The 19,914-nt window shown below is 65.9% G+C and carries 17 protein-coding genes; 10 read left to right on the plus strand and 7 right to left on the minus strand.

Going from position 1 to position 19,914, the window contains the following annotated elements; translation table 11 throughout:
- Window positions 1–134: 134 nt before the first annotated feature.
- From AA0Z93_RS12045 to gap, 6 genes are all read right to left on the minus strand, one after another.
- Window positions 135–584, minus strand: coding sequence for a YbaN family protein (locus AA0Z93_RS12045; RefSeq protein ID WP_413048730.1), 450 nt, complete (start codon window positions 582–584; stop codon window positions 135–137).
- A gap of 51 nt (window positions 585–635) precedes the next feature.
- Window positions 636–1,250 carry a biliverdin-producing heme oxygenase gene (locus AA0Z93_RS12050; RefSeq protein WP_413048729.1) on the minus strand — a complete coding sequence of 205 codons (615 nt, stop codon included), beginning with the start codon at window positions 1,248–1,250 and terminating at the stop codon, window positions 636–638.
- A gap of 104 nt (window positions 1,251–1,354) precedes the next feature.
- Complete coding sequence (locus AA0Z93_RS12055; RefSeq protein ID WP_413048728.1) at window positions 1,355–3,949, minus strand: TonB-dependent receptor; 2,595 nt, start codon at window positions 3,947–3,949, stop codon at window positions 1,355–1,357.
- Window positions 3,950–4,082: 133 nt separating this feature from the next.
- Window positions 4,083–5,039, minus strand: a complete 957-nt coding sequence (locus tag AA0Z93_RS12060; protein ID WP_413048727.1) for a FecR family protein — start codon at window positions 5,037–5,039, stop codon at window positions 4,083–4,085.
- Between the two features lie 94 nt (window positions 5,040–5,133).
- Window positions 5,134–5,646 (minus strand): RNA polymerase sigma factor, encoded by a 513-nt coding sequence (locus AA0Z93_RS12065; protein ID WP_413048726.1) that lies wholly within the window; start codon window positions 5,644–5,646, stop codon window positions 5,134–5,136.
- A 172-nt stretch (window positions 5,647–5,818) separates the two neighbouring features.
- Window positions 5,819–6,820, minus strand: a complete 1,002-nt coding sequence (gene gap / locus AA0Z93_RS12070) for a type I glyceraldehyde-3-phosphate dehydrogenase (protein WP_413048725.1) — start codon at window positions 6,818–6,820, stop codon at window positions 5,819–5,821.
- Window positions 6,821–7,086: 266 nt separating this feature from the next.
- On the opposite strand from gap, the gene edd reads away from it, so the two are divergent.
- The 10 genes from edd to AA0Z93_RS12120 all read left to right on the plus strand — a co-directional run bounded on the left by edd (window position 7,087) and on the right by AA0Z93_RS12120 (window position 18,878).
- Window positions 7,087–8,913, plus strand: a complete 1,827-nt coding sequence (edd, locus tag AA0Z93_RS12075) for a phosphogluconate dehydratase (RefSeq protein ID WP_413048724.1) — start codon at window positions 7,087–7,089, stop codon at window positions 8,911–8,913.
- Window positions 8,910–9,869, plus strand: a complete 960-nt coding sequence (locus AA0Z93_RS12080; RefSeq protein WP_413048723.1) for a glucokinase — start codon at window positions 8,910–8,912, stop codon at window positions 9,867–9,869. Before edd ends, AA0Z93_RS12080 begins: the two co-directional genes overlap by 4 nt.
- A gap of 123 nt (window positions 9,870–9,992) precedes the next feature.
- Complete coding sequence (locus tag AA0Z93_RS12085) at window positions 9,993–10,718, plus strand: response regulator (RefSeq protein ID WP_413048722.1); 726 nt, start codon at window positions 9,993–9,995, stop codon at window positions 10,716–10,718.
- Window positions 10,699–12,153 carry an ATP-binding protein gene (locus AA0Z93_RS12090; RefSeq protein WP_413048721.1) on the plus strand — a complete coding sequence of 485 codons (1,455 nt, stop codon included), beginning with the start codon at window positions 10,699–10,701 and terminating at the stop codon, window positions 12,151–12,153. The genes AA0Z93_RS12085 and AA0Z93_RS12090 overlap by 20 nt, the downstream gene beginning before the upstream one ends.
- A 130-nt stretch (window positions 12,154–12,283) precedes the next feature.
- The gene (locus AA0Z93_RS12095; protein WP_413048720.1) at window positions 12,284–13,546 is read left to right on the plus strand and encodes an ABC transporter substrate-binding protein; all 1,263 of its coding nucleotides are present in this window, start codon (window positions 12,284–12,286) and stop codon (window positions 13,544–13,546) included.
- An 86-nt stretch (window positions 13,547–13,632) separates the two neighbouring features.
- Complete coding sequence (locus tag AA0Z93_RS12100) at window positions 13,633–14,541, plus strand: carbohydrate ABC transporter permease (RefSeq protein WP_413048719.1); 909 nt, start codon at window positions 13,633–13,635, stop codon at window positions 14,539–14,541.
- Window positions 14,534–15,370, plus strand: coding sequence for a carbohydrate ABC transporter permease (locus tag AA0Z93_RS12105; RefSeq protein WP_413048718.1), 837 nt, complete (start codon window positions 14,534–14,536; stop codon window positions 15,368–15,370). The genes AA0Z93_RS12100 and AA0Z93_RS12105 overlap by 8 nt, the downstream gene beginning before the upstream one ends.
- Before the next feature lie 3 nt (window positions 15,371–15,373).
- Complete coding sequence (locus AA0Z93_RS12110) at window positions 15,374–16,534, plus strand: ABC transporter ATP-binding protein (RefSeq protein ID WP_413048717.1); 1,161 nt, start codon at window positions 15,374–15,376, stop codon at window positions 16,532–16,534.
- Between the two features lie 24 nt (window positions 16,535–16,558).
- On the plus strand, window positions 16,559–17,902 hold the full coding sequence (locus AA0Z93_RS12115; protein WP_413048716.1) for a carbohydrate porin: 1,344 nt from the start codon (window positions 16,559–16,561) through the stop codon (window positions 17,900–17,902).
- A 121-nt stretch (window positions 17,903–18,023) separates the two neighbouring features.
- Window positions 18,024–18,878 carry a D-hexose-6-phosphate mutarotase gene (locus tag AA0Z93_RS12120; protein WP_413048715.1) on the plus strand — a complete coding sequence of 285 codons (855 nt, stop codon included), beginning with the start codon at window positions 18,024–18,026 and terminating at the stop codon, window positions 18,876–18,878.
- On the opposite strand, the gene hexR is transcribed toward AA0Z93_RS12120, so the two are convergent.
- Window positions 18,871–19,734 (minus strand): DNA-binding transcriptional regulator HexR, encoded by an 864-nt coding sequence (hexR, locus tag AA0Z93_RS12125; protein WP_413049019.1) that lies wholly within the window; start codon window positions 19,732–19,734, stop codon window positions 18,871–18,873. The genes AA0Z93_RS12120 and hexR overlap by 8 nt on opposite strands.
- Window positions 19,735–19,914 lie beyond the last annotated feature (180 nt).

The raw sequence follows: 19,914 nt of genomic DNA on the forward strand, positions 1-19,914 counted from the left end.
TGACGCGAGGGTGGTTGGGTGCTGCCGCCGCTCGATGACGAGTCACGTACTGCGCGCAGTGACCGGGATGTGCTGTCCATGGCGACCGGAAGCTCCAGCCTAGGGACGTGCAGTCCATTGCCCACTGACCTGTATCAGTCAATGGACGCATGCGAAGGCGGAACCTGGGGCAAAGAAGGTCGTACGGAACCGGATTGGGCTACGGCCCGTTCGGGGCGCGACCAGATCCACAGGTTCCCCAGGACCATACCGCCGATGGCCAGGAACACCGGCCAACGGTGCTCCAGCACCAGCAGCATCAGACCTGCGCACAGCAGCATGCTGACCGTAGCGCTGATCTTGGCGCGGCGCTGGATCACCTTGCCGTTGCGCCAGTTGTAGAGGATCGGGCCGAACAGCCGATGCCGCTCCAGCCAGGCGCTCAGCCGCGGCGAACTGCGCGTGGCGGCCCAGGCGGCGAGCAGGATGAATTCGGTGGTCGGCAGCCCGGGTATGACGATGGCGACCAGCCCGATGCCCAGGCTGGTATAGGCCAGGAGTGCGTACAGCAGACGGGTCACGCGGGAGCGGGCAAGTTGGGTCATGGTCTCACTGCGGTGAGTCCGGCCTCCGTTCGCAGGGGCCGGACGGGCGTATCAAGCCAGTGCGGGGTCGGTCGCATAGGCATGCTTGAGCAACTCGGTAAAGCGTTCGAACGCAGCCACGGCCGCACGTTCGGCGGCAGCGTCCTCTTCCGCCGAAAGGGGCAGGTGGTCGAGGGTGCGGGTGAAGCGTTTCCAGCCTGCGGCGCGACCGCCGGCAGGCTCGCCCAAGTGGCGCGCGCCGAACGTGTCGGTCAGTTGCAGCGCGGCGGCGCGCTTGATCAGGAACGCGGCGCCGAGTTTGGAGCCTTCGGAGACGAAGAGCCAGCCCAGGGCCTGCGCCACGCTCGGATCGCGCAACGCACCCGGCACGGGCGCCGGTACGTCGCAGCCGAGGTCGGCCAAGTCCTGTCGGGCCTGCTCGGCGCGGCAGCGTTCGGCCAGGTCCGGGAACAGCGCGACCAGCGCCGGATCGCGGTACAGCGGTTGCAGTTCGGCCTGGAACAGGTACTGGGCGACGACGAAGCGGGCAAAGCGCTCGCGGCTGTCGAACGGGGCGTGGGCTTTGACCAGGGCGTCCAGTTCGCTGTGCGGGGCGTGGGTGACCTGGTTCAGGCGTTGCGAGCGCAGGCTGGCGCGCTCGTGGGCGGTGGCAGTGGCAGTGGCCATGGAAGTTCCTCCAGGAATGGGCGCCTGTGTATGAAGACGAAACACACAGGGGAAAACGGTAAAAAAGGTCGGCGGGCGCGCTGTGGCAGCGCGCCCATGCCCGTTCAGATGTCCCACACCAGGTTGATCGCCACGTTGCGTCCCGGCAGGGTCAGGCGGTCGAGGTTCGCCGGCTGCGTCACCCCGGCTTCGCCCAGGCCGTCATAGCCGCGCACCGAATCCCACTGCCAGTATTTCTTGTCGGTGAGGTTGTAGAGGCCGGCGTTGAGAGTCAGATCGTCGGTGAGCTTGTAGAAGCCGGCCAGGTCGAGCACGCCGTAACCCGGTGTGCGGAACTGGCTGCTGGTGCCGTCGGGCGCAAAGAAGGTGGTGTCGTCGACGCGGTCTTTGCGCTTGACCACGGTCCAGCTCAGCAGGCCGCCATAGTTCGGCTGCTCGTAACCCAAGCCCCACACCTTGGTCAGCGGGTTGATGCTGTTGAGCGGCCGGCCGTTGTCGTCGTTGCGCCCGTGCAGATAGGTGACCGCGCCTTGCGCGTACAGCCCAGGTGCGGCGCCGAAGTGGTCGAGGTTCAGGCGGCCCTTGAGCTCGGTGCCTTTGATGGTCGCGCGGCGAATGTTGTTGGCCTTGAAGGTGGTGCCCAGCGAAGACGACTGGATGGCGTCTTCGTTGATGAAGTCGCGGTATTTGTTGTAGAACACCGCCACCTCGAAGTTGCCCGCTTCGAACTGCCCACGCAGACCGGTTTCCAGGCTCTTGCTCTTTTCCGGTTCGAGGTCGGGGTTGCCCTCGACGCGGTAGCCTTCGACCTGGTTGTCGAAGCGGCCGTACATCGACTTGGCGGTGGGGGTGCGGAAGCCCTCGGCGTACTGGCCATAGCCGGTGTAATGCTCGTCGAAGGCGTAGGTGACGCCGAGCTTGGGCGAAACCCGGTGCCAGTGCTTGCTGGAGGTGTCGATGGACGTGGGCGCCGCGCTGCCGGTGCTCTGCAGGCCGAGCAGGAATTCGTCGGTGGCCTTGGGTTTCATGCGCGTGTAGTCGTAGCGCGCGCCAGGCAGGAAGGTCCAGGCACCCCAGCGGATTTCGTCTTGCGCGAACAGGCTGTAGGTGTCGATGGTCGGGTCGGGGAAGTCGCTGACCCGCGCCTGACCATCTTTGGGGCTGTCGAAGCCTGCCCCTGGGCAGCCTGCGCCGACCCCCAGACAGGTGCCGGTGCCGCTGCGCGAACCGGTGACCTTGTCGTGCTTGAAGGTGGTGCCGTAGGTCAGCAGGTGCTGCGTGTCACCCAGGTCGAAGGCCTTGTCGAGCTGCGCGTCAAGCACCCACTGGCGATTCTTGTAGGTGGTGTCGCGGGTGCGAAGCACGGTGCGGCTCAAGGGGAAATACACTTCTTCGGTGTGCTGGTCGGTCTTGGCGATCTGGTAGTTGAGGCTCCATTTCGCCTGGTCGGCCAGTGCGCTGTCCAGGCGCAGCGTGTGCTCCAGGCCGAAGCGCTCGCGGGTCACGGTGTCTTCGGCCTGGCGGCTGCGGTACATGCCCATCCCCCGGCCATTGGTGAACGGCCCGCCGACCGCACTGCGCACGTTCTGCTCGCGGTCGTTCTTGAACCGCTCGTAGACCAGCGCCAGGCGATCCTCTTCGGCATAGTTCCAGCCCAGCTTGGCCAGCACGTTGGTCGTGCGCGCATCCTCGGGGTTGGCCGCGGTGCGTGCCAGGCCGTCGCCGCCATGGCGACCATAGGACTCGGTCTCATGGCCGTCGCGCCGGCTCAGGTGCAGCAGGCCGTCGAGGTCGCCGCTGCGCCCGGCCACGGTGGCCGACTTCAGCCAACTGTCGTCGGCCGAGCTGTAGCCGGTCTTCAGACGGGCTCCGACATCCTTGCCGGGTTTGATGATGTCTTCGGGGTCGAGGGTGAAATAGCTGACCGCGCCGCCGATGGCGTTGCTGCCGTAGAGCACCGAGGCCGGGCCGCGGAGGATTTCCACGCGCTTGACGATTTCCGGATCGACGTAGTTGCGTTGGGTCTGGGCGTACGGGCCGAAGAAGAAGCTGTCGGGAATGGCCACGCCGTCGACCTGGGTGAGGATGCGCTCGCCGTCGATGCCGCGGATGTTGTAGCCGTTCAAGCCGCTGCGCTGGCCGATGCCGCTGACCGACACGCCCGGCTCGTAGCGCGCCAGGTCGGCGATGCTGTTGATGTTCTGCCGGTCGAGCTGCTCGCGGGTGTGCACGCTGACGGTGCTGGGCACCTGGTTGACGTCCTGGGCGCTGCGGGTGGCGCTGACGGTGAGCTGTTGCAAGGCGATGGCGTTGCGCTGGCCGAGCGCCTGGCGCTCGATCACCACGTTGCCAGGGCCGAGGGTGCGGTAAGTCAGCCCGGTGCCTTGCAGCAAACGCTCGAGCGCGGCCTGGGCCGGCAGCGCACCGGAGACGCCGGACGCGGCCACGCCTTGGGCGAGCTCTGCGGAAAAGCCGACCTGCCAGCCGGTGACTGCGGTGAAGGCATTGAGGGCCGAGACCAACGGTTGCTGTTCGATGGCAAAGCGGTAGTCGCCCGTATGCGGGCTGCTGGCCTGGGCCGTATCGGCAGCCAGCGCGGGCAGGCTGCACACGCCACCGGCGAGCATGGCCAGGGTCAGCAACGACAGTTGGCCGACCCGGCGGGAAGAAGAGGACGGGCGTTTGAAACCTGTGGACATCGAAAGCGCTCCCTGTCGCGCGAACGTTATGAGTGGCTGAAATCTTGATGAACAAGAATCAGTCGCATTGGCTATAACGAGACGGAACAGGCCAGGCGGGTGCGTAAAAAAATTTCGGTGAACGCTGCGAGCCCTAGTTGAGGATCACCAGCGCAGGGTATTCGTGCAGCTGCGCCGAGGTGATCTGCGCCAGGGCGCGCAAGGTTTCCACGGGCTGATCGAGGCGGTAGTTGCCGGTGACCGTCAGTTGCTCCAGGCGTGGGTTGCGGTTGACGATCCAGCCTGGGTAATAGCGGCGGACCTCGTCCAGCACCTGGCTCACCGGACAGTTCTCGAACACCAGGCGGCCCTCGACCCAGGCCAGCGCCTTGGCCATGTCGGGCCGTTGCGGTGCGCTGAAACCGGCCGGACCCAGGCTGATGCTGTCGCCTGCACGCAGGCGCACGCGCTGGTCGTCCGGCGACTGCAGATCGACGTCTCCGCGCTGCACGCGCACCTGCGCCTGACCATCGAAGTAGCGCACGGCGAAGTCGGTGTCGTCGGCCCGTGCGCGCAACGGCCCGGCTCGGACTTCCAGCGCGGGCTGGGTGCCGGCCGGCACCTGGAAATAGGCCTCGCCTTGCAACAGGCGGGCGGTGCGCTGGCCGTCGTGTCGCTCGCTGGCCAGGGCACTGTCGGTGTTGAGCAGCACACGGGCACCCTCGTCCAGTTGCAGGCGCTGGCGCTCACCGACGGCAGTCAGATGGTCGGCCTGAAGGCGCACCGGCAGATTGCCGAAGGTGAACAGGCCGACCAGCAGCAATGCGGCGGCGGCCAGTGGCGCGCGGTAGCGACGCAGGCGCGCGGGCCAGGCGCGGCGCCTGCGTCGCTGCAAATGGCCGGCCGCCTGTTGCAGGGCTGCGCCGTTCCACAGCGCTTCGGCCTGCAAGTAGGCTTCGGCGTTTTCCTCGGCCTGGGCCAGCCAATCGGCGAAGTCGCGCTCGTCTTGCGGATCGGCGCATTGCAGGCGCACCAACCAGTCCAGCGCCTGCTCGCGGGCGCGCGCGCGGGCCTGGGTGACGCTGGAGGAGGTGGAGGGGTGGTCGGTCACGCAGAGTCCTTGCACGGCTCGTGGGGCTACGGATGATCGGGGCTGGCAGGTCGGCTGGCAAGCCGTGCGCCTGCCGGCCAGCGCCGTCGGTCGTTCAGCCCAAGCGTTGGGCGATGTCCATGCAGAGCGACATGATCAATTTGAGTTCCTTCTGAACGGTGCTGGCCGACACCTTCAACTGCTGGGCGATTTCCAGATAGCTGGCGCCCTGCACGCGGCTGAGCACGAAGATCCGTTGCTGGCGCTCGGTCAATCGACCCAGATGGCTGCTGAGGTGTTTGAGCAGTTGTTCGGCATGGGCCGCATCTTCGCTGCTGCCCAGGGGCGCAGCGACGTTGTGCAGCACCTGCTCCGGCACATCGTCGACCAAGGTGCGCGCTTGCGCACGGCGAGCTCGCAAGTGGTCGAGCGCCAGGTTGCGTGCGGTCTGGAACACGAAGGGCTCCAAGTGCGTGACCGGCCGTTCGGCCAGGGCACGGGCGACCCGCAGGTAGGTTTCCTGCAACAGGTCTTCGGCGGTGCTGGGGTTGCCGACCATGCGCTGCAGGGTGCGCAGCAGGGAGAGGCGCTGCTGGACGAACAGCGCGTTGAAGCGAGACTGACTCACGAGGAAACCTGACCAAAGGGAAGTTATTGATAATGCGTATCATCTTCCCTTGGGGTCAAGCTGGAAAACGCTTCCAAACGTTAGGCCCGGCTCGGCCAGACCAGGCCTGGCCTGGCCGTCGTCTAGCGCATGCCGAAGCTGCGGCGCGGCTTCGGTCAGTCGAATGGCTTCTTCAGCACGCGTCGAACAGCGCGCGGCAGGTGTCGAGCATGCGGTTGGAAAAGCCCCATTCATTGTCGTACCAGGCCAGCACCTTGAGCATGCGCCCGTTGCTGCGGGTATGGTTGGCGTCGAAGATCGACGACAGCGGGTTGTGGTTGAAGTCGCACGACACCAGGGGCAGGGCGTTGTAACCGAGCACCGGCGACTGGCGGCTGGCCTCGGCGAAAGCCTGGTTGACCTCGTCGCGGCTGACCTCGCGTTGCAGGTTGACGGTCAGGTCGACCAGCGACACGTTGATCACCGGCACCCGTACGGCCATGCCGGTGAGCTTGCCGGCCAGCTCCGGCAGCACCAGCCCGACCGCCTCGGCGGCGCCGGTCTTGCTCGGGATCATCGATTGGGTGGCCGAACGCGCCCGGTACGGGTCGCTGTGGTACATGTCGGTCAGTACCTGGTCGTTGGTGTAGGCGTGGATGGTGGTCATCAGGCCCTGTTCGATGCCGAACTCGCGGTGCAGCACCTGGGCGATCGGCGCCAGGCAGTTGGTGGTGCACGAAGCGTTGGAGATGACCTGGTGCGAGGCGCGCAGCACGTCGTGGTTGACGCCGTACACCACGGTGGCGTCGGCGCCCTTGGCCGGCGCCGAGATGATCACCTTGCCGGCGCCGGCGCTCAGATGCGCGGCAGCCTTTTCGCGGTCGGTGAACAGGCCGGTGCATTCGAAGACCACATCCACCGCTTCGGCCTTCCACGGCAGCTCCGCCGGGTTGCGGATGGCGCTGACGGCGATACGGTCACCATTGACCGTCAGGCTCTGCTGGTCGGCTTCGACCTGTGCATCGAACGGGCCGTGCACGCTGTCGTACTTGAGCAGATGGGCGTTCATGGCGCTGTCGCCCAGATCGTTGATGGCGACGACCTGCAGGTGCTCCCGATAGCCTTGGGTATAGAGTGCACGAAGCACGTTGCGGCCGATGCGGCCGAAGCCATTGATGGCGATGCGGATGGTCATGGCGATACCTCTGGCAGTGGGGCGAGGCCTGTGGCACAAAGGCAGGCTTCGCTGAAACGGTTTTGTTGTTGGAATTACAAGATTATTCCCTTGCTGATAGAAAACAACCCTTTTTGGTGTCAGTATTTGTTTAGAACATACAACGAGTGGTCGGGTTCAACCTGATGTCGCCGCCGTCGGGGCTCTCCACTGAGCCTAGGCCGCAACCGACGCAAGGTGAAGCAACCCGTCAAGACCGCCCTTACCGCGAGCCTGGAGTCCTGTACATGCACCCGCGCATCCTTGAGGTCACCCAGCGGCTGATCAAACGCAGCCGTGCCACCCGTGAACGCTACCTGGCGCTCATCCATGGCGCGGCCAGCGCCGGCCCCATGCGCGCCAGCCTGCAATGCGCCAACTTCGCCCACGGCGTGGCGGCGTGCGGTACGGACGACAAGCAGACCCTGCGCCTGATGAACGCGGCCAACGTCGCCATCGTCTCGGCCTACAACGACATGCTCTCGGCGCACCAGCCCTACCAGCACTTCCCCGAACAGATCAAACGGACGCTGCGCGACATCGGCTCGGTCGGCCAGTTCGCCGGTGGCGTGCCGGCCATGTGCGATGGCGTCACCCAGGGCGAGCCGGGCATGGAACTGGCCATCGCCAGCCGCGAAGTGATCGCCATGTCCACGGCCATCGCCCTGTCGCACAACATGTTCGACGCCGCGCTGATGCTGGGCATCTGCGACAAGATCGTGCCGGGGCTGATGATGGGCGCGCTGCGTTTCGGCCATTTGCCCACCGTGTTCGTACCCGGCGGGCCGATGGTCTCGGGGCTGTCGAACAAGGAAAAGGCCGACGTGCGCCAGCGCTACGCCGAAGGCAAGGCCAGCCGCGAAGAGCTGCTGGAATCGGAGATGAAGTCTTACCACGGTCCCGGCACCTGCACCTTCTACGGCACCGCCAACACCAACCAGCTGGTGATGGAGGTGATGGGCCTGCACCTGCCGGGCGCCTCGTTCGTCAACCCCTACACGCCGCTGCGCGACGCGCTCACCGCCGAAGCGGCGCGCCAGGTCACGCGCATGACCAAGGCCAGCGGCAACTTCATGCCGCTGGGCGAGATCGTCGACGAAAAGGCCTTGGTCAATTCCATCGTGGCCCTGCACGCCACCGGCGGGTCGACCAACCACACCCTGCACCTGCCGGCCATCGCCCAGGCCGCCGGCATCCAGCTGACCTGGCAGGACATGGCCGAGCTGTCGGACGTGGTGCCCACGCTGTCGCACGTCTATCCCAACGGCAAAGCCGACATCAACCATTTCCAGGCCTCAGGCGGCATGGCCTATCTGATCCGCGAGCTGCTCGACGCCGGCCTTCTGCACGAAGACGTCAACACCGTGGCCGGCCCCGGTCTGCGTCGCTACACCCAGGAACCCTTCCTCGAAGACGGCCAGCTGGTCTGGCGCGAAGGGCCGACCCAGAGCCTGGACGAAACCATCCTGCGCCCGGTGGCGCGGCCGTTCTCGGCCGAAGGCGGGCTGCGGGTGATGAACGGCAATCTCGGCCGCGGTGTGATGAAGGTCTCGGCGGTGGCGCCCGAGCACCGGGTGGTCGAGGCCCCGGCGCGGATCTTCCACGACCAGCAGTCCCTGGCCGATGCGTTCAAGGCCGGCGAGCTGGAGTGCGACTTCGTCGCCGTGGTGCGCTTCCAGGGCCCGCGCTGCAACGGCATGCCCGAACTGCACAAGCTGACGCCGTTCCTCGGCGTGTTGCAGGACCGTGGCTTCAAGGTGGCGCTGGTCACCGACGGACGCATGTCTGGCGCATCGGGCAAGATTCCTGCCGCCATCCATGTCTGCCCCGAAGCCTTCGACGGTGGTCCGCTGGCACGGCTGCGCGATGGTGATATGGTGCGTGTCGACGGCGTCGAAGGCACGCTGCAGGTGCGCCTCTCGGCCAGCGAGCTGGAAAGCCGCGACCTGCCCCCTGCACCCCAGGGCAACGACCTGGGCTGCGGGCGCGAGCTGTTCGGCTTCATGCGCGTCGCCTTCAGCTCGGCCGAGCAGGGCGCCAGCGCCTTCACTGCGGATTTGGAGAAGCTTGGATGACGGAATTGCTGGTCGGCGACATCGGTGGCACCAACGCGCGCTTCGCGTTGTGGCGCAACAACCAGTTGGAGGCCGTGGAGGTATTCGCCACCGCCGACTACAGCGGGCCGGAACAGGCCATCGAACAGTACCTGGCCAATCAGGGCGTAGCGCCCGGCGCGGTGCGCGCGGCCTGTCTGGCCGTGGCCGGACCGGTGCTGGGCGACGCGTTCCAGTTCACCAACAACCAATGGCAGCTGAGCCAGCGTGCGTTCTGCGAGCACTTGCAGATCGAGCGCCTGCTGCTGGTCAACGATTTCACCGCCATGGCCCTGGGGATGACCCGGCTCAAGCCCGGCGAATCGCTCGAAGTCTGTGCCGGTGAGGCCGACCCCAGCCGCCCGGCACTGGTGATCGGACCGGGCACCGGTCTCGGCGTGGGCTGCCTGCTGCGCCAGGGCGAGCGTCGCTGGCTGGCCTTGCCGGGGGAGGGCGGCCATGTCGACCTGCCGGTGAGCAACGCGCGCGAAGTGGCGATCCAGCAATATCTGCATCGCCAGCTCGGCCACGTCAGCGCCGAAAACATCCTCAGCGGCAGCGGCCTGCTGCGTTTGTACCAGGCGCTGTGCGCCATCGACGGCGACGTGGCGCAGCACCAGACGCCTGCGCAAATCACCGACGCCGCCCTGGGTGGCGAGCCCCGGGCGCGGGCGGTGATCGAGCAGTTCAGCCGCTTTCTCGGCCGCGTCGCCGGCAACAACGTGTTGACCCTCGGCGCGCGCGGCGGCGTGTACATCGCCGGCGGCGTGATCCCGCGCTTCGCCGAGCTGTTCCTGCACAGCGGTTTCCGCGACAGCTTCACCGACAAAGGCCACATGAGCCATTTCTTCGCCGGCATCCCGGTGTGGCTGGTGACCGCCGAACTGTCGGGCCTGCTGGGGGCCGGGGTGGCGCTGGAGCAATCGCTGCACGATTGAGCCGAGTCATGGCAGGCCGCGAGGCCTGCCGCTACACTGCCGGCCGCATGCAACTGCCATTTCCACCCAACGCCTGCGCCAGGCACATCGCGGCTGTACCTCAGCCGTCAAAAGGGATCGACCGTGAGCACCTCCGGTAAATCGATACTGATGGTCGACGACGACCACGACATCTGCGAACTGCTGCAAACCTACCTCAGCCGCGCTGGCTTCGACGTGCGCGCCGAAACCGATGGCCAGGGCTTTCGCCGGGCGCTGGATGCCGGCGACTACGACCTGGCCATCCTCGATGTGATGCTGCCCGACGAAGACGGGTTCAGCCTGTGCCGCTGGGTGCGCCAACACCCCCGGCATGCGCGGGTGCCGATCATCATGCTCACCGCCAGTTCCGACGAGACCGACCGGGTCATCGGGCTGGAACTGGGCGCCGACGACTACATCGGCAAACCCTTCGGCCCCCGCGAGCTGCTGGCGCGCATCAAGGCTCTGCTGCGGCGCACCGAGTTCGCCCAGGCCGCGCCGGCCAGCACGGTACTCAGCTTCGACGACTGGCGCCTGGACACCACACGCCACCGTCTGTACCACCGCGACGGTGAAGAAGTGATCCTCACCGGCGCCGACTTCGCCTTGCTCAAGCTGTTCCTCGACCACCCGCAGCAGATCCTCGACCGCGACACCATCGGCAACGCCACCCGCGGGCGCGAACCCATGCCGCTCGACCGCATCGTCGACATGGCGGTCAGCCGCCTGCGCCAGCGCCTGCGCGACACCGACAAGCCGCCGCGGCTGATCCGCACAGTGCGCGGCAGCGGCTACGTGCTGGCCGCCGATGTCCGTCCGGGTGCCTGAGCCGCGCTGGCGCCTGCTGCCGCGCTCGCTGCTGGGGCGCATGCTGCTGCTGACCTTGCTGGTGGTGCTGCTGGCCCAGGGGCTGTCGAGCCTGATCTGGGTCGCCCAGTTGCGCGCCAGCCAGTTGCAGGGCCTGCAAGCCAGCGCGCGCAGCCTGGCGCATTCGATGAGTGCCAGCGTCAGCTACTTCCGCTCGCTGCCCGTGGCCTATCGGCCAATGGTGCTCGACCAGCTGCGCAGCATGGGCGGCACGCGCTTCTTCGTCTCGCTCAACGAGCGTCCTCTGGACATGCCGAGCCTGCCGGCGACCGCGCGCAAGCAGGCGGTGATCGAGGTGTTCGACCAGGTTCTGCACGAGCGGCTCGGCGCGCAGACCGACTTCACCGTGGAGTTCGTCACCCCGCAGGAGCTGCGCATCTTCAACAGCGGCCTGAAGCTCGACGAGCTGCCGCGTTCCTGGGCGCACTATGCGCTGACCCTGGAGCCGCTCAACCCGCCGGTGCTGGTGATCCAGATTCCCCTGGCCGAGCACGAATGGCTGTACATCGCGTCCCTGCTGCCCGAGCCCTACACCGGCCTGGAAGAGCAGGGCTTGCCGCGTCAGCAGATCGGCTTCATTGGCCTGACCACGGCCTTGCTGTTGCTGTTCATCGGCCTGTTGGTGCACTGGCAGACCCGCCCGCTCAAGCGTCTGGCCAGCGCCGCACGCGACCTGTCGCTGGGCGCCGACGTCGCGCCGCTGGCCGGTGGCGGCGGCAGCGAGGTGAGCGAAGTGGCGGGCGCGTTCAACAGCATGCGCGAGCGCATCAGCCGTTACCTGACCGAGCGCAGCCAGCTGTTCAGCGCCATCTCCCACGACCTGCGCACGCCCATCACGCGCCTGCGCCTGCGCGTCGAGCTGCTCGAAGACGAACAGGCTCAGCGCACCTTCAACCGCGACCTCGACGAGCTGGAGCTGCTGGTCAAGGGCGCGCTGCAATGCGTCAAGGACACCGACATCCACGAGAACATCGAGCCGATCGACCTCAACCAGGTGCTGGAAATGCTCGCCGAGCCTTACCTGCGCGACGGGCGCATCACCCTCGAAGGTCGGGCGCTGGCGCCTTATCCGGGTAAATCCCTGGCCTTGCGCCGCTGCATCGGCAACCTGATCGACAATGCCATCAAATACGGCGAGCGCGCCCATCTGCGCATCCTCGACAGCGCCACAGGCTTCGTGCTGCAGGTCGACGACTGTGGCCCCGGGGTGCCGCAGCAACGTCTGGAGCAGGTGTTCGAACCGCATTTCCGCTTGGCCGGCCAGCAGCAGGGCTACGGCCTGGGTTTAGGTATCGCGCGCAACATCGCCCACAGCCACGGCGGCGAGGTGAGTTTGCTCAATCTGCGTCAGGGCGGCCTGCGCGTCACCCTGAGCCTGCCACGCAGCGCCGAATGAGCCGGCTTTTGTCACCAAGCGGTGACAAAGACACGGCGCTTCGTTACCTGGCGGCGCCACTCGTCTGATTAGACTCCGAGGCAAGCGCAAGCACTCGACTTGCTCGCATAACAAAAACAAAGGTTTTCACATGAACGCATTCACTCGTCTGGCTACTGCCATCTCCCTCGCCTGTTCCCTGCCCCTGAGCGCCGTCGCTGCCGACAACGGCACCGTCGAAGTGCTGCACTGGTGGACCTCCGGTGGCGAAGCCGCCGCCGTGCAGACCCTCAAGCAACAGATCGAAAAGGACGGCTTCACCTGGAAAGACAACGCCGTCGCCGGCGGTGGCGGCGCGGCGGCCATGACCGTGCTGAAAAGCCGCGCGGTCGCCGGCAACCCGCCTGCCGCCGCGCAGATCAAAGGCCCCGACATCCAGGAGTGGGGCGCCCTGGGCCTGCTCACCGAACTGGACGAAGTGTCCAGCGCCAACAAATGGGACGAACTGCTGCCGGCCAAGCTCACGCCGATCTGGAAGTACGACGGCCATTACGTGGCCGTGCCGGTCAACATCCACCGCGTGAACTGGCTGTGGATCAACCCGCAGGTGTTCGAAAAGGCCGGCGCCAAGGTGCCGGAAACCCTCGACGAACTGTTCGCCGCCGCCGACAAGCTCAAGGCTGCCGGCTTCCAGCCCCTGGCCCATGGCGGTCAGCCCTGGCAGGACAGCACCGTGTTCGAGAACCTGGTGCTGAGCATCCTCGGGCCCGAGGGTTACCACAAGGCGTTCGTCGACCTCGACACCGACACCCTCACCGGACCGAAGATGGTCGAGACCTTCCAGACCCTGCAACGTCTGGCCGGCTACATGGACCCCAATCGTGCCGGGCGCGACTGGAACATCGCCGCCGCCGAAGTGATCACCGGCAAGGCCGGCATGCAGATCATGGGCGACTGGGCCAAGAGCGAATGGACTGCGGCCAAGAAGACCGCTGGCAGCGACTACGTCTGCGTACCGTTCCCCGGCACCCAGGGCAGCTTCACCTACAACATCGACTCGCTGGCGATGTTCAAGCTGACCAAGGAAAACGACATCAAGGCGCAGAACGACCTGGCCAAGGTAGCGCTGGAAAAACCCTTCCAGACCGCCTTCAACCAGAACAAAGGTTCGCTGCCCGTGCGCCAGGACATGGACATGAGCCAGTTCGACGCCTGTACCCAGCGTTCGGCCAAGGACTTCCAGCAGGCCAGCCAAGGCGACGGCCTGCAGCCGAGCATGGCGCACAACATGGCCTCGACCCTGGCGGTGCAGGGCGCGATCTTCGATGTGGTCAGCAACTTCCTCAACGACTCCAAGGCCGATCCGGCCAAGGCGGCCAAGCAGCTCGACGCGGCCATCAAAGCCGCGCGCTGACCGCCTGGCAGACCAGCCGTAGCGGGTGATGCACCCGCGCGGCACGGTCTGCGCTCATCCGTCTTTTCTCTTCTGGAACACACGCCATGAACATTGCGACCGCGTCTCGGCGGGCGTCCCCCCTGGACTGCCTGCAACGCTGGCTGCCCAAGCTGGTGCTGGCCCCGAGCATGCTCATCGTGCTGGTGGGCTTCTACGGCTACATCTTCTGGACCCTGGTGCTGTCCTTCACCCAGTCGACCTTCATGCCCAACTATAAATGGGCCGGGCTCACCCAATACGCCAAGCTCATGGCCAACGACCGCTGGTGGGTGGCGAGCAAGAACCTGCTGGTGTTCGGCGGCCTGTTCATCGGCATCAGCCTGGTGATCGGCGTGGTCCTGGCGGTGCTGCTCGACCAGCGCATCCGTCGCGAAGGCTTCATCCGCACGGTGTACCTGTACCCCATGGCGCTGTCGATGATCGTCACCGGCACCGCCTGGAAGTGGCTGCTCAACCCAGGCCTGGGCCTGGACAAGCTGCTGCGCGACTGGGGCTGGGAGGGCTTTCGCTTCGACTGGCTGGTGGACCCGGACCGTGTGGTCTACTGCCTGGTGATCGCCGCCGTGTGGCAGGCTTCGGGCTTCGTCATGGCGCTGTTTCTGGCCGGCCTGCGCGGGGTCGACCCGTCGATCATCCGCGCGGCCCAGGTCGATGGCGCCAGCCTGCCGCGCATCTACCTGCGTATCGTCCTGCCCAGCCTGCGCCCGGTGTTCTTCAGCGCAGTGATGATCCTGGCGCACATCGCCATCAAGAGCTTCGACCTGGTGGCGGCGATGACCGCCGGCGGGCCGGGCTATGCCTCCGATCTGCCGGCGATGTTCATGTACAACTTCACCTTCAGCCGCGGACAGATGGGCATGGGCTCGGCCAGCGCCATCCTCATGCTCGGCGCCATCCTGGCGATCCTGGTGCCGTACCTGTACTCCGAACTCAGGAGCAAGCGCCATGACTAGCCGTCACGGATTCTCCGCAAGCCGCCTGGCCATCTACGCCACCCTGTTGCTGGCCTGCGCGGTGTACCTGGTTCCGCTGCTGGTGATGCTGCTGACCAGCTTCAAGTCCCCCGACGACATCCGCACCGGCAACCTGCTGAGCTGGCCGGACGTGGTCACCGGCATCGGCTGGCTCAAGGCCTGGGACAGCGTCGGCGGCTACTTCTGGAACTCGGTGAAGATCACCGTGCCGGCGGTGCTGGCCTCCACGTTGATCGGCGCGCTCAACGGCTACGTGCTGTCGATGTGGCGCTTCCGCGGTTCGCAGCTGTTCTTCGGGCTGCTGCTGTTCGGCTGCTTCCTGCCGTTCCAGACCGTACTCCTGCCGGCCTCGTTCACCCTCGGCAAGCTGGGCCTGGCGAGCACCACCACGGGCCTGGTGCTGGTGCACATCGTCTACGGCCTGGCCTTCACCACGCTGTTCTTCCGCAACTACTACACCAGCGTGCCGCAAGCCCTGGTGCAGGCGGCGCGGCTCGACGGGGCGGGGTTCTTCACCATCTTCACGCGCATCCTGCTACCGATGTCGCTGCCGATCATCATGGTCTGCCTGATCTGGCAGTTCACCCAGATCTGGAACGACTTCCTCTTCGGTGTGGTGTTCGCCAGTGGCGATGCGCAGCCGATCACCGTGGCACTGAACAACCTGGTCAACACCAGCACCGGGGTCAAGGAATACAACGTCGACATGGCGGCGGCGATGATCGCAGGGCTTCCGACCCTGCTGGTCTACGTGGTCGCCGGCAAATATTTCCTGCGCGGCCTCACGGCCGGCGCGGTCAAGGGGTGACACATGGCACGCTTGCAACTTCGTAACGTCAACAAACGCTATGGCAGTGGCCTGCCAGACACCCTCAAGGCCATCGACCTGGCCATCGATTCGGGCGAGTTCCTGATCCTGGTCGGCCCTTCGGGCTGTGGCAAATCGACCCTGATGAACTGCATCGCCGGGCTCGAAGACATCAGCGGCGGCGAGATCCTGGTCGAGGGCGTCGACATCAGCGGCATGAGCCCCAAGGATCGTGACATCGCCATGGTGTTCCAGTCCTATGCGCTGTACCCGACCATGACCGTGCGCGAGAACATCGCTTTCGGCCTGAAGATCCGCAAGATGCCCCAGGCCGCCATCGACGAGGAAGTGGGCCGGGTCGCGCGCCTGTTGCAGATCGAACACCTGCTCGGGCGCAAGCCCGGCCAGCTGTCAGGCGGCCAGCAGCAGCGCGTGGCCATGGGTCGGGCATTGGCACGGCGGCCGCAGATCTACCTGTTCGACGAGCCGTTGTCGAACCTTGACGCCAAGCTGCGGGTGGAGATGCGCACCGAAATCAAGCTGATGCACCAGCGTTTGAAGACCACCACGGTGTATGTCACCCACGACCAGATCGAAGCCATGACCCTGGGCGACAAGGTCGCGGTGATGAAAGACGGTATCATCCAGCAGTTCGGCACCCCGCAGCAGATCTACAACGACCCGGCCAACCAGTTCGTGGCGAGCTTCATCGGCTCGCCACCGATGAACTTCATCCCCGCCACCCTGATCCACCAGGACGGCCGCATGCTGGCCCGGCTCGACAGCGGCCAGCAGCGCTGCGACCTGCCGCTGCGGGTGCCGGAAAACCTCGCGGGCCGCGAGGTGGTCCTGGGCATCCGCCCGGAACAGATCGCCCTGGGCCCCGAACAGGGCAATGGTCTGCCGTCGATCGGCGCGCAGGTCGAAGTGCTCGAACCCACTGGCCCCGACCTGTTGGTGTTCGTCTCCCTCAATGGCAGCAAAGTGTGCTGCCGACTGGCGCCGGACGTCGTCTGCCGAGTGGGCGACAGCCTGCGCCTGCAATTGGATCCAGCCCGCGTGCTGCTGTTCGATGCGCAGACCGGCGAACGCCTGGACCGCACCACCGAACAGGGTGTGCCGGACAGCGCCACGACGGCGCGTCCGGTACGCGCGCTGGACTAACAACAACAGAAAGGACGTATCGCAATGGAGCATCGCAATCGCATCACCACCCTCGGCTCGCTGGCACTCCTGGCAGCAGTCGGCAGCGGCACGGCGCAGGCCGCCGAGGCGTTTTCCAGCGACTCGAAATGGATGACCGGGGACTGGGGCGGCACCCGTACCGAGCTGCTGGAAAAAGGCTACGACTTCACCGTCGACTACGTCGGCGAGGTGGCCGGCAACCTGCGCGGCGGCTACGACCATGACCGCACGGCGCGCTACAGCGACCAGTTCGCCCTGGGCGCGCACCTGGACCTGCAGAAGATCCTCGGTTGGCACGATGCCGAGTTCAAGCTGGCCATCACCGAGCGTAGCGGCCGCAACCTGTCCAACGACCGCATCAGCGACCCGCGCGCCGGGCAGTTCAGCTCGGTGCAGGAAGTCTGGGGCCGTGGCCAGACCTGGCGGCTGACGCAGATGTGGGTCAAACAGAAGTACTTCGATGGCGCACTGGACGTGAAATTCGGCCAGTTCGGCCCGGGCGAGGAGTTCAACAGCTTCCCCTGCGACTTCCAGAACCTGGCCTTCTGCGGTTCGCAGGTGGGCAACTGGGTGGGCAGCATCTGGTACAACTGGCCCGTCAGCCAGTGGGCACTGCGGGTCAAGTACAACATCGCACCGGACTTCTTCGTGCAGGTCGGTGCCTTCGAGCAGAACCCGTCGAACCTCGACACCGGCAACGGCTTCAAACTCAGCGGCAGCGGCACCAAAGGCGCCATCCTGCCGGTCGAGGCGGTGTGGCAGCCACGCTTCAACGGCCTGCCGGGCGAATACCGCCTGGGTTACTACTACAGCACTGCCGAAGCCCAGGACGTCTACAAGGACATCAACGGCAACGCCCAGGGCGTATCCGGCAGCGGCTTCCGCTCGCATTCGAGCAAGCACGGCTGGTGGGTGGTGGCTCAACAGCAGGTCACGGCACACGCGGGTGACGTCAACCGCGGCCTGAACCTGTTCGCCAACTTCACCGTGCACGACAAGGCCACCAACGTGGTCGACAACTACCAGCAGGTGGGCTTGGTCTACAAAGGCGCCTTCGACGCTCGGCCCAAGGACGACATCGGCTTCGGCGTGGCGCGCATCCACGTCAACGACGACGTGCGCAAGCGCGCCGACCAGCTCAACGCCCAGCTGGGTGTGGACGATTACGACGATCCGCGCTTCACCCCGCTGCAACGCACCGAGTACAACGCCGAGCTCTACTACGGCTTCCACGTCACCAATTGGCTGACCGTGCGGCCCAACCTGCAATACATCAAGAGCCCAGGCGGGGTGGACGAAGTGGACAACGCCCTGGTCGCAGGTTTGAAGATTCAGTCGTCATTCTGAGACCTTTTGTTGTAACTTTACGCACTTCTTGCAGCCGCTACGGTGGCTGAGCGTCACGGGTCGGGGGTCGAACCCGGTCCGTGACGGTAGCGCCCCTAAAGACAACAAGAGCTTCAAACCCATGCCCGAACATCCGCTCCACTGCCTTTTCAGCCCCGAGCGGCCCAGGCCGACCTTCGAGTGGGCGCGTCATCAGCAGCGCGATGTGCTGGTCATCGATCACCCGCGCTGCCAGGCCGTGTTCAGCCGCCAGGGCGCACAACTGTTGCACTTCCAACCCAGCGGCGAATTGCCTTGGCTGTGGTGCGCCGCGAAATGGCCGCACGTGGGCGCGATCCGCGGTGGGGTGCCGGTGTGCTGGCCCTGGTACGGCCGCCACCCCAGCGAAGACCTGTGGCCGACCCATGGCTGGGCGCGCCTGATCGACTGGCAACTGCTGGACAGCGAAGAGAATGCCGACGGTGTCAGTCTGACGTGGCGTCTGCAATTGTGCGACTGGCAGGTCGAACTCCAGGCGCGGCTGTCCAGCACCATGGAGCTGAAGCTGACCACCGAGCACCAGGACAGCGAAACCTGCCAGTTGAGCCACGCACTGCTGGCCTATTGGCGTATCAGTCACGTGTCGAAGATAGCGCTGTCTGGGTTGGAAAACGTCGAGGGCTACGACCGCATGAACCGTAGCGCATGCCGTCAGAGCAGCGCGTTCAAGGTGCGGGGCAGTTGCGAGCGGGTGTACCCCGGTATGGCCGCCCTGCAGGTGCAGGACACCGCCTGGGCGCGCGCGTTATGCATCGACACCAGCGACGGCGACGACACTGTGGTCTGGCATCCGGGTAGCCGACCGCTGGTGGGCGTGACCGGGCGCGAGGCGCGCGGCTTCGTCTGCGTCGAGGCCGCCAGCGGCTGCAAGGAAGGTCTCAGCCTGGCGCCTGGCGAGCAGGCGCACCTGCGCTTGCAGGCCCATCGCCTCAGCTGAGCGGGTCGTCTTCGATGGGGTAGCGGCTGGCGTTCAGGCTTTCCTTGATCTTTCGCAGGTGCGGCTGGAAATCCACGCCGCGGCGCAGGGTCATGCCCGTGGCCAGCACGTCGAGCACGGTGAGCTGGATGATGCGCGAGGTCATCGGCATGTAGATGTCGGTGTCTTCCGGCAAGGGGATGTGCAGGCTCAGGCTGCACGCCTCGGACAGCGGCGAGCCGGCGGCGGTCAGGGCCAGCACCGAGGCGCCGTTTTCCCGCGCCGTGCGTGCTACCTCGACCAGCTCGCGGGTGCGTCCGGTGTAGGAAATCATCACGAACAGGTCGCCGGTGTGGGCCACCGAAGCCAGCATGCGTTGCATCAGCACATCGGCATGGGCCGACACCGCCAGGTTGAAGCGGAAGAATTTGTGCTGCGCATCCACCGCCACCGGGGCCGAGGCGCCGAGGCCGCAGAAGTGGATCTGCCGGGCCTGGATCATCATGTCGACGGCGCGGCTGATCTGCTGTGGGTCGATGTGCTGGCAGGCGCTGTCCAACGATGCGATGGCACTGCCGAAGATCTTCTGGGTGTAGGCGGCCGGGTCGTCGTCCGGCTCCACCGCGCGGCTGACGTAGGCAGCGCCGCTGGCCAGGCTCTGCGCCAGTTGCAGCTTGAGTTCGGGGTAGCCGCTGACGTCGAACGAGCGGCAGAAACGGTTGACGGTCGGTTCGCTGACCTTGGCTGCCTGGGCCAGTGCCGCGATGCTGAACCGGGTGGCCTGTTGCGGGTTGAGCAAAATCACTTCGGCGACTTTGCGTTCAGCCTTGTTGAGGTCGTCGAGGCGGCCCTGGATCTGTTCCAGAAGGTTTCGCACGCGGTCCATGGGGGTGTCCTTGAGTCGGTAAGGCGGTCGAGGCGCTCAATGCCGGTCAGTTGAGCGGTAAATAGTGTCGATTGGGGCTGCTTTGCAGCCCATCGCGGCTAATCGGAGCGCCGCGATGGGCCGCTAATCGGCCTTGGTTGCTCAACTGACCAGCATTAGCCGTGGCACTCG

It is taken from the genome of Pseudomonas phoenicis (assembly GCF_047302395.1).
Classification (GTDB): domain Bacteria; phylum Pseudomonadota; class Gammaproteobacteria; order Pseudomonadales; family Pseudomonadaceae; genus Aquipseudomonas.

What these genes read in the sequence shown, in the direction of transcription:
- AA0Z93_RS12045 (WP_413048730.1), bottom strand. Translation starts at nt 584, where the DNA reads ATGACCCAACTTGCCCGCTCCCGCGTGACCCGTCTGCTGTACGCACTC.
- AA0Z93_RS12050 (WP_413048729.1), bottom strand. Translation starts at nt 1,250, where the DNA reads ATGGCCACTGCCACTGCCACCGCCCACGAGCGCGCCAGCCTGCGCTCG.
- AA0Z93_RS12055 (WP_413048728.1), bottom strand. Translation starts at nt 3,949, where the DNA reads ATGTCCACAGGTTTCAAACGCCCGTCCTCTTCTTCCCGCCGGGTCGGC.
- gap (WP_413048725.1), bottom strand. Translation starts at nt 6,820, where the DNA reads ATGACCATCCGCATCGCCATCAATGGCTTCGGCCGCATCGGCCGCAAC.
- edd (WP_413048724.1), top strand. Translation starts at nt 7,087, where the DNA reads ATGCACCCGCGCATCCTTGAGGTCACCCAGCGGCTGATCAAACGCAGC.
- AA0Z93_RS12080 (WP_413048723.1), top strand. Translation starts at nt 8,910, where the DNA reads ATGACGGAATTGCTGGTCGGCGACATCGGTGGCACCAACGCGCGCTTC.
- AA0Z93_RS12090 (WP_413048721.1), top strand. Translation starts at nt 10,699, where the DNA reads ATGTCCGTCCGGGTGCCTGAGCCGCGCTGGCGCCTGCTGCCGCGCTCG.
- AA0Z93_RS12095 (WP_413048720.1), top strand. Translation starts at nt 12,284, where the DNA reads ATGAACGCATTCACTCGTCTGGCTACTGCCATCTCCCTCGCCTGTTCC.
- AA0Z93_RS12100 (WP_413048719.1), top strand. Translation starts at nt 13,633, where the DNA reads ATGAACATTGCGACCGCGTCTCGGCGGGCGTCCCCCCTGGACTGCCTG.
- AA0Z93_RS12105 (WP_413048718.1), top strand. Translation starts at nt 14,534, where the DNA reads ATGACTAGCCGTCACGGATTCTCCGCAAGCCGCCTGGCCATCTACGCC.
- AA0Z93_RS12110 (WP_413048717.1), top strand. Translation starts at nt 15,374, where the DNA reads ATGGCACGCTTGCAACTTCGTAACGTCAACAAACGCTATGGCAGTGGC.
- AA0Z93_RS12115 (WP_413048716.1), top strand. Translation starts at nt 16,559, where the DNA reads ATGGAGCATCGCAATCGCATCACCACCCTCGGCTCGCTGGCACTCCTG.
- AA0Z93_RS12120 (WP_413048715.1), top strand. Translation starts at nt 18,024, where the DNA reads ATGCCCGAACATCCGCTCCACTGCCTTTTCAGCCCCGAGCGGCCCAGG.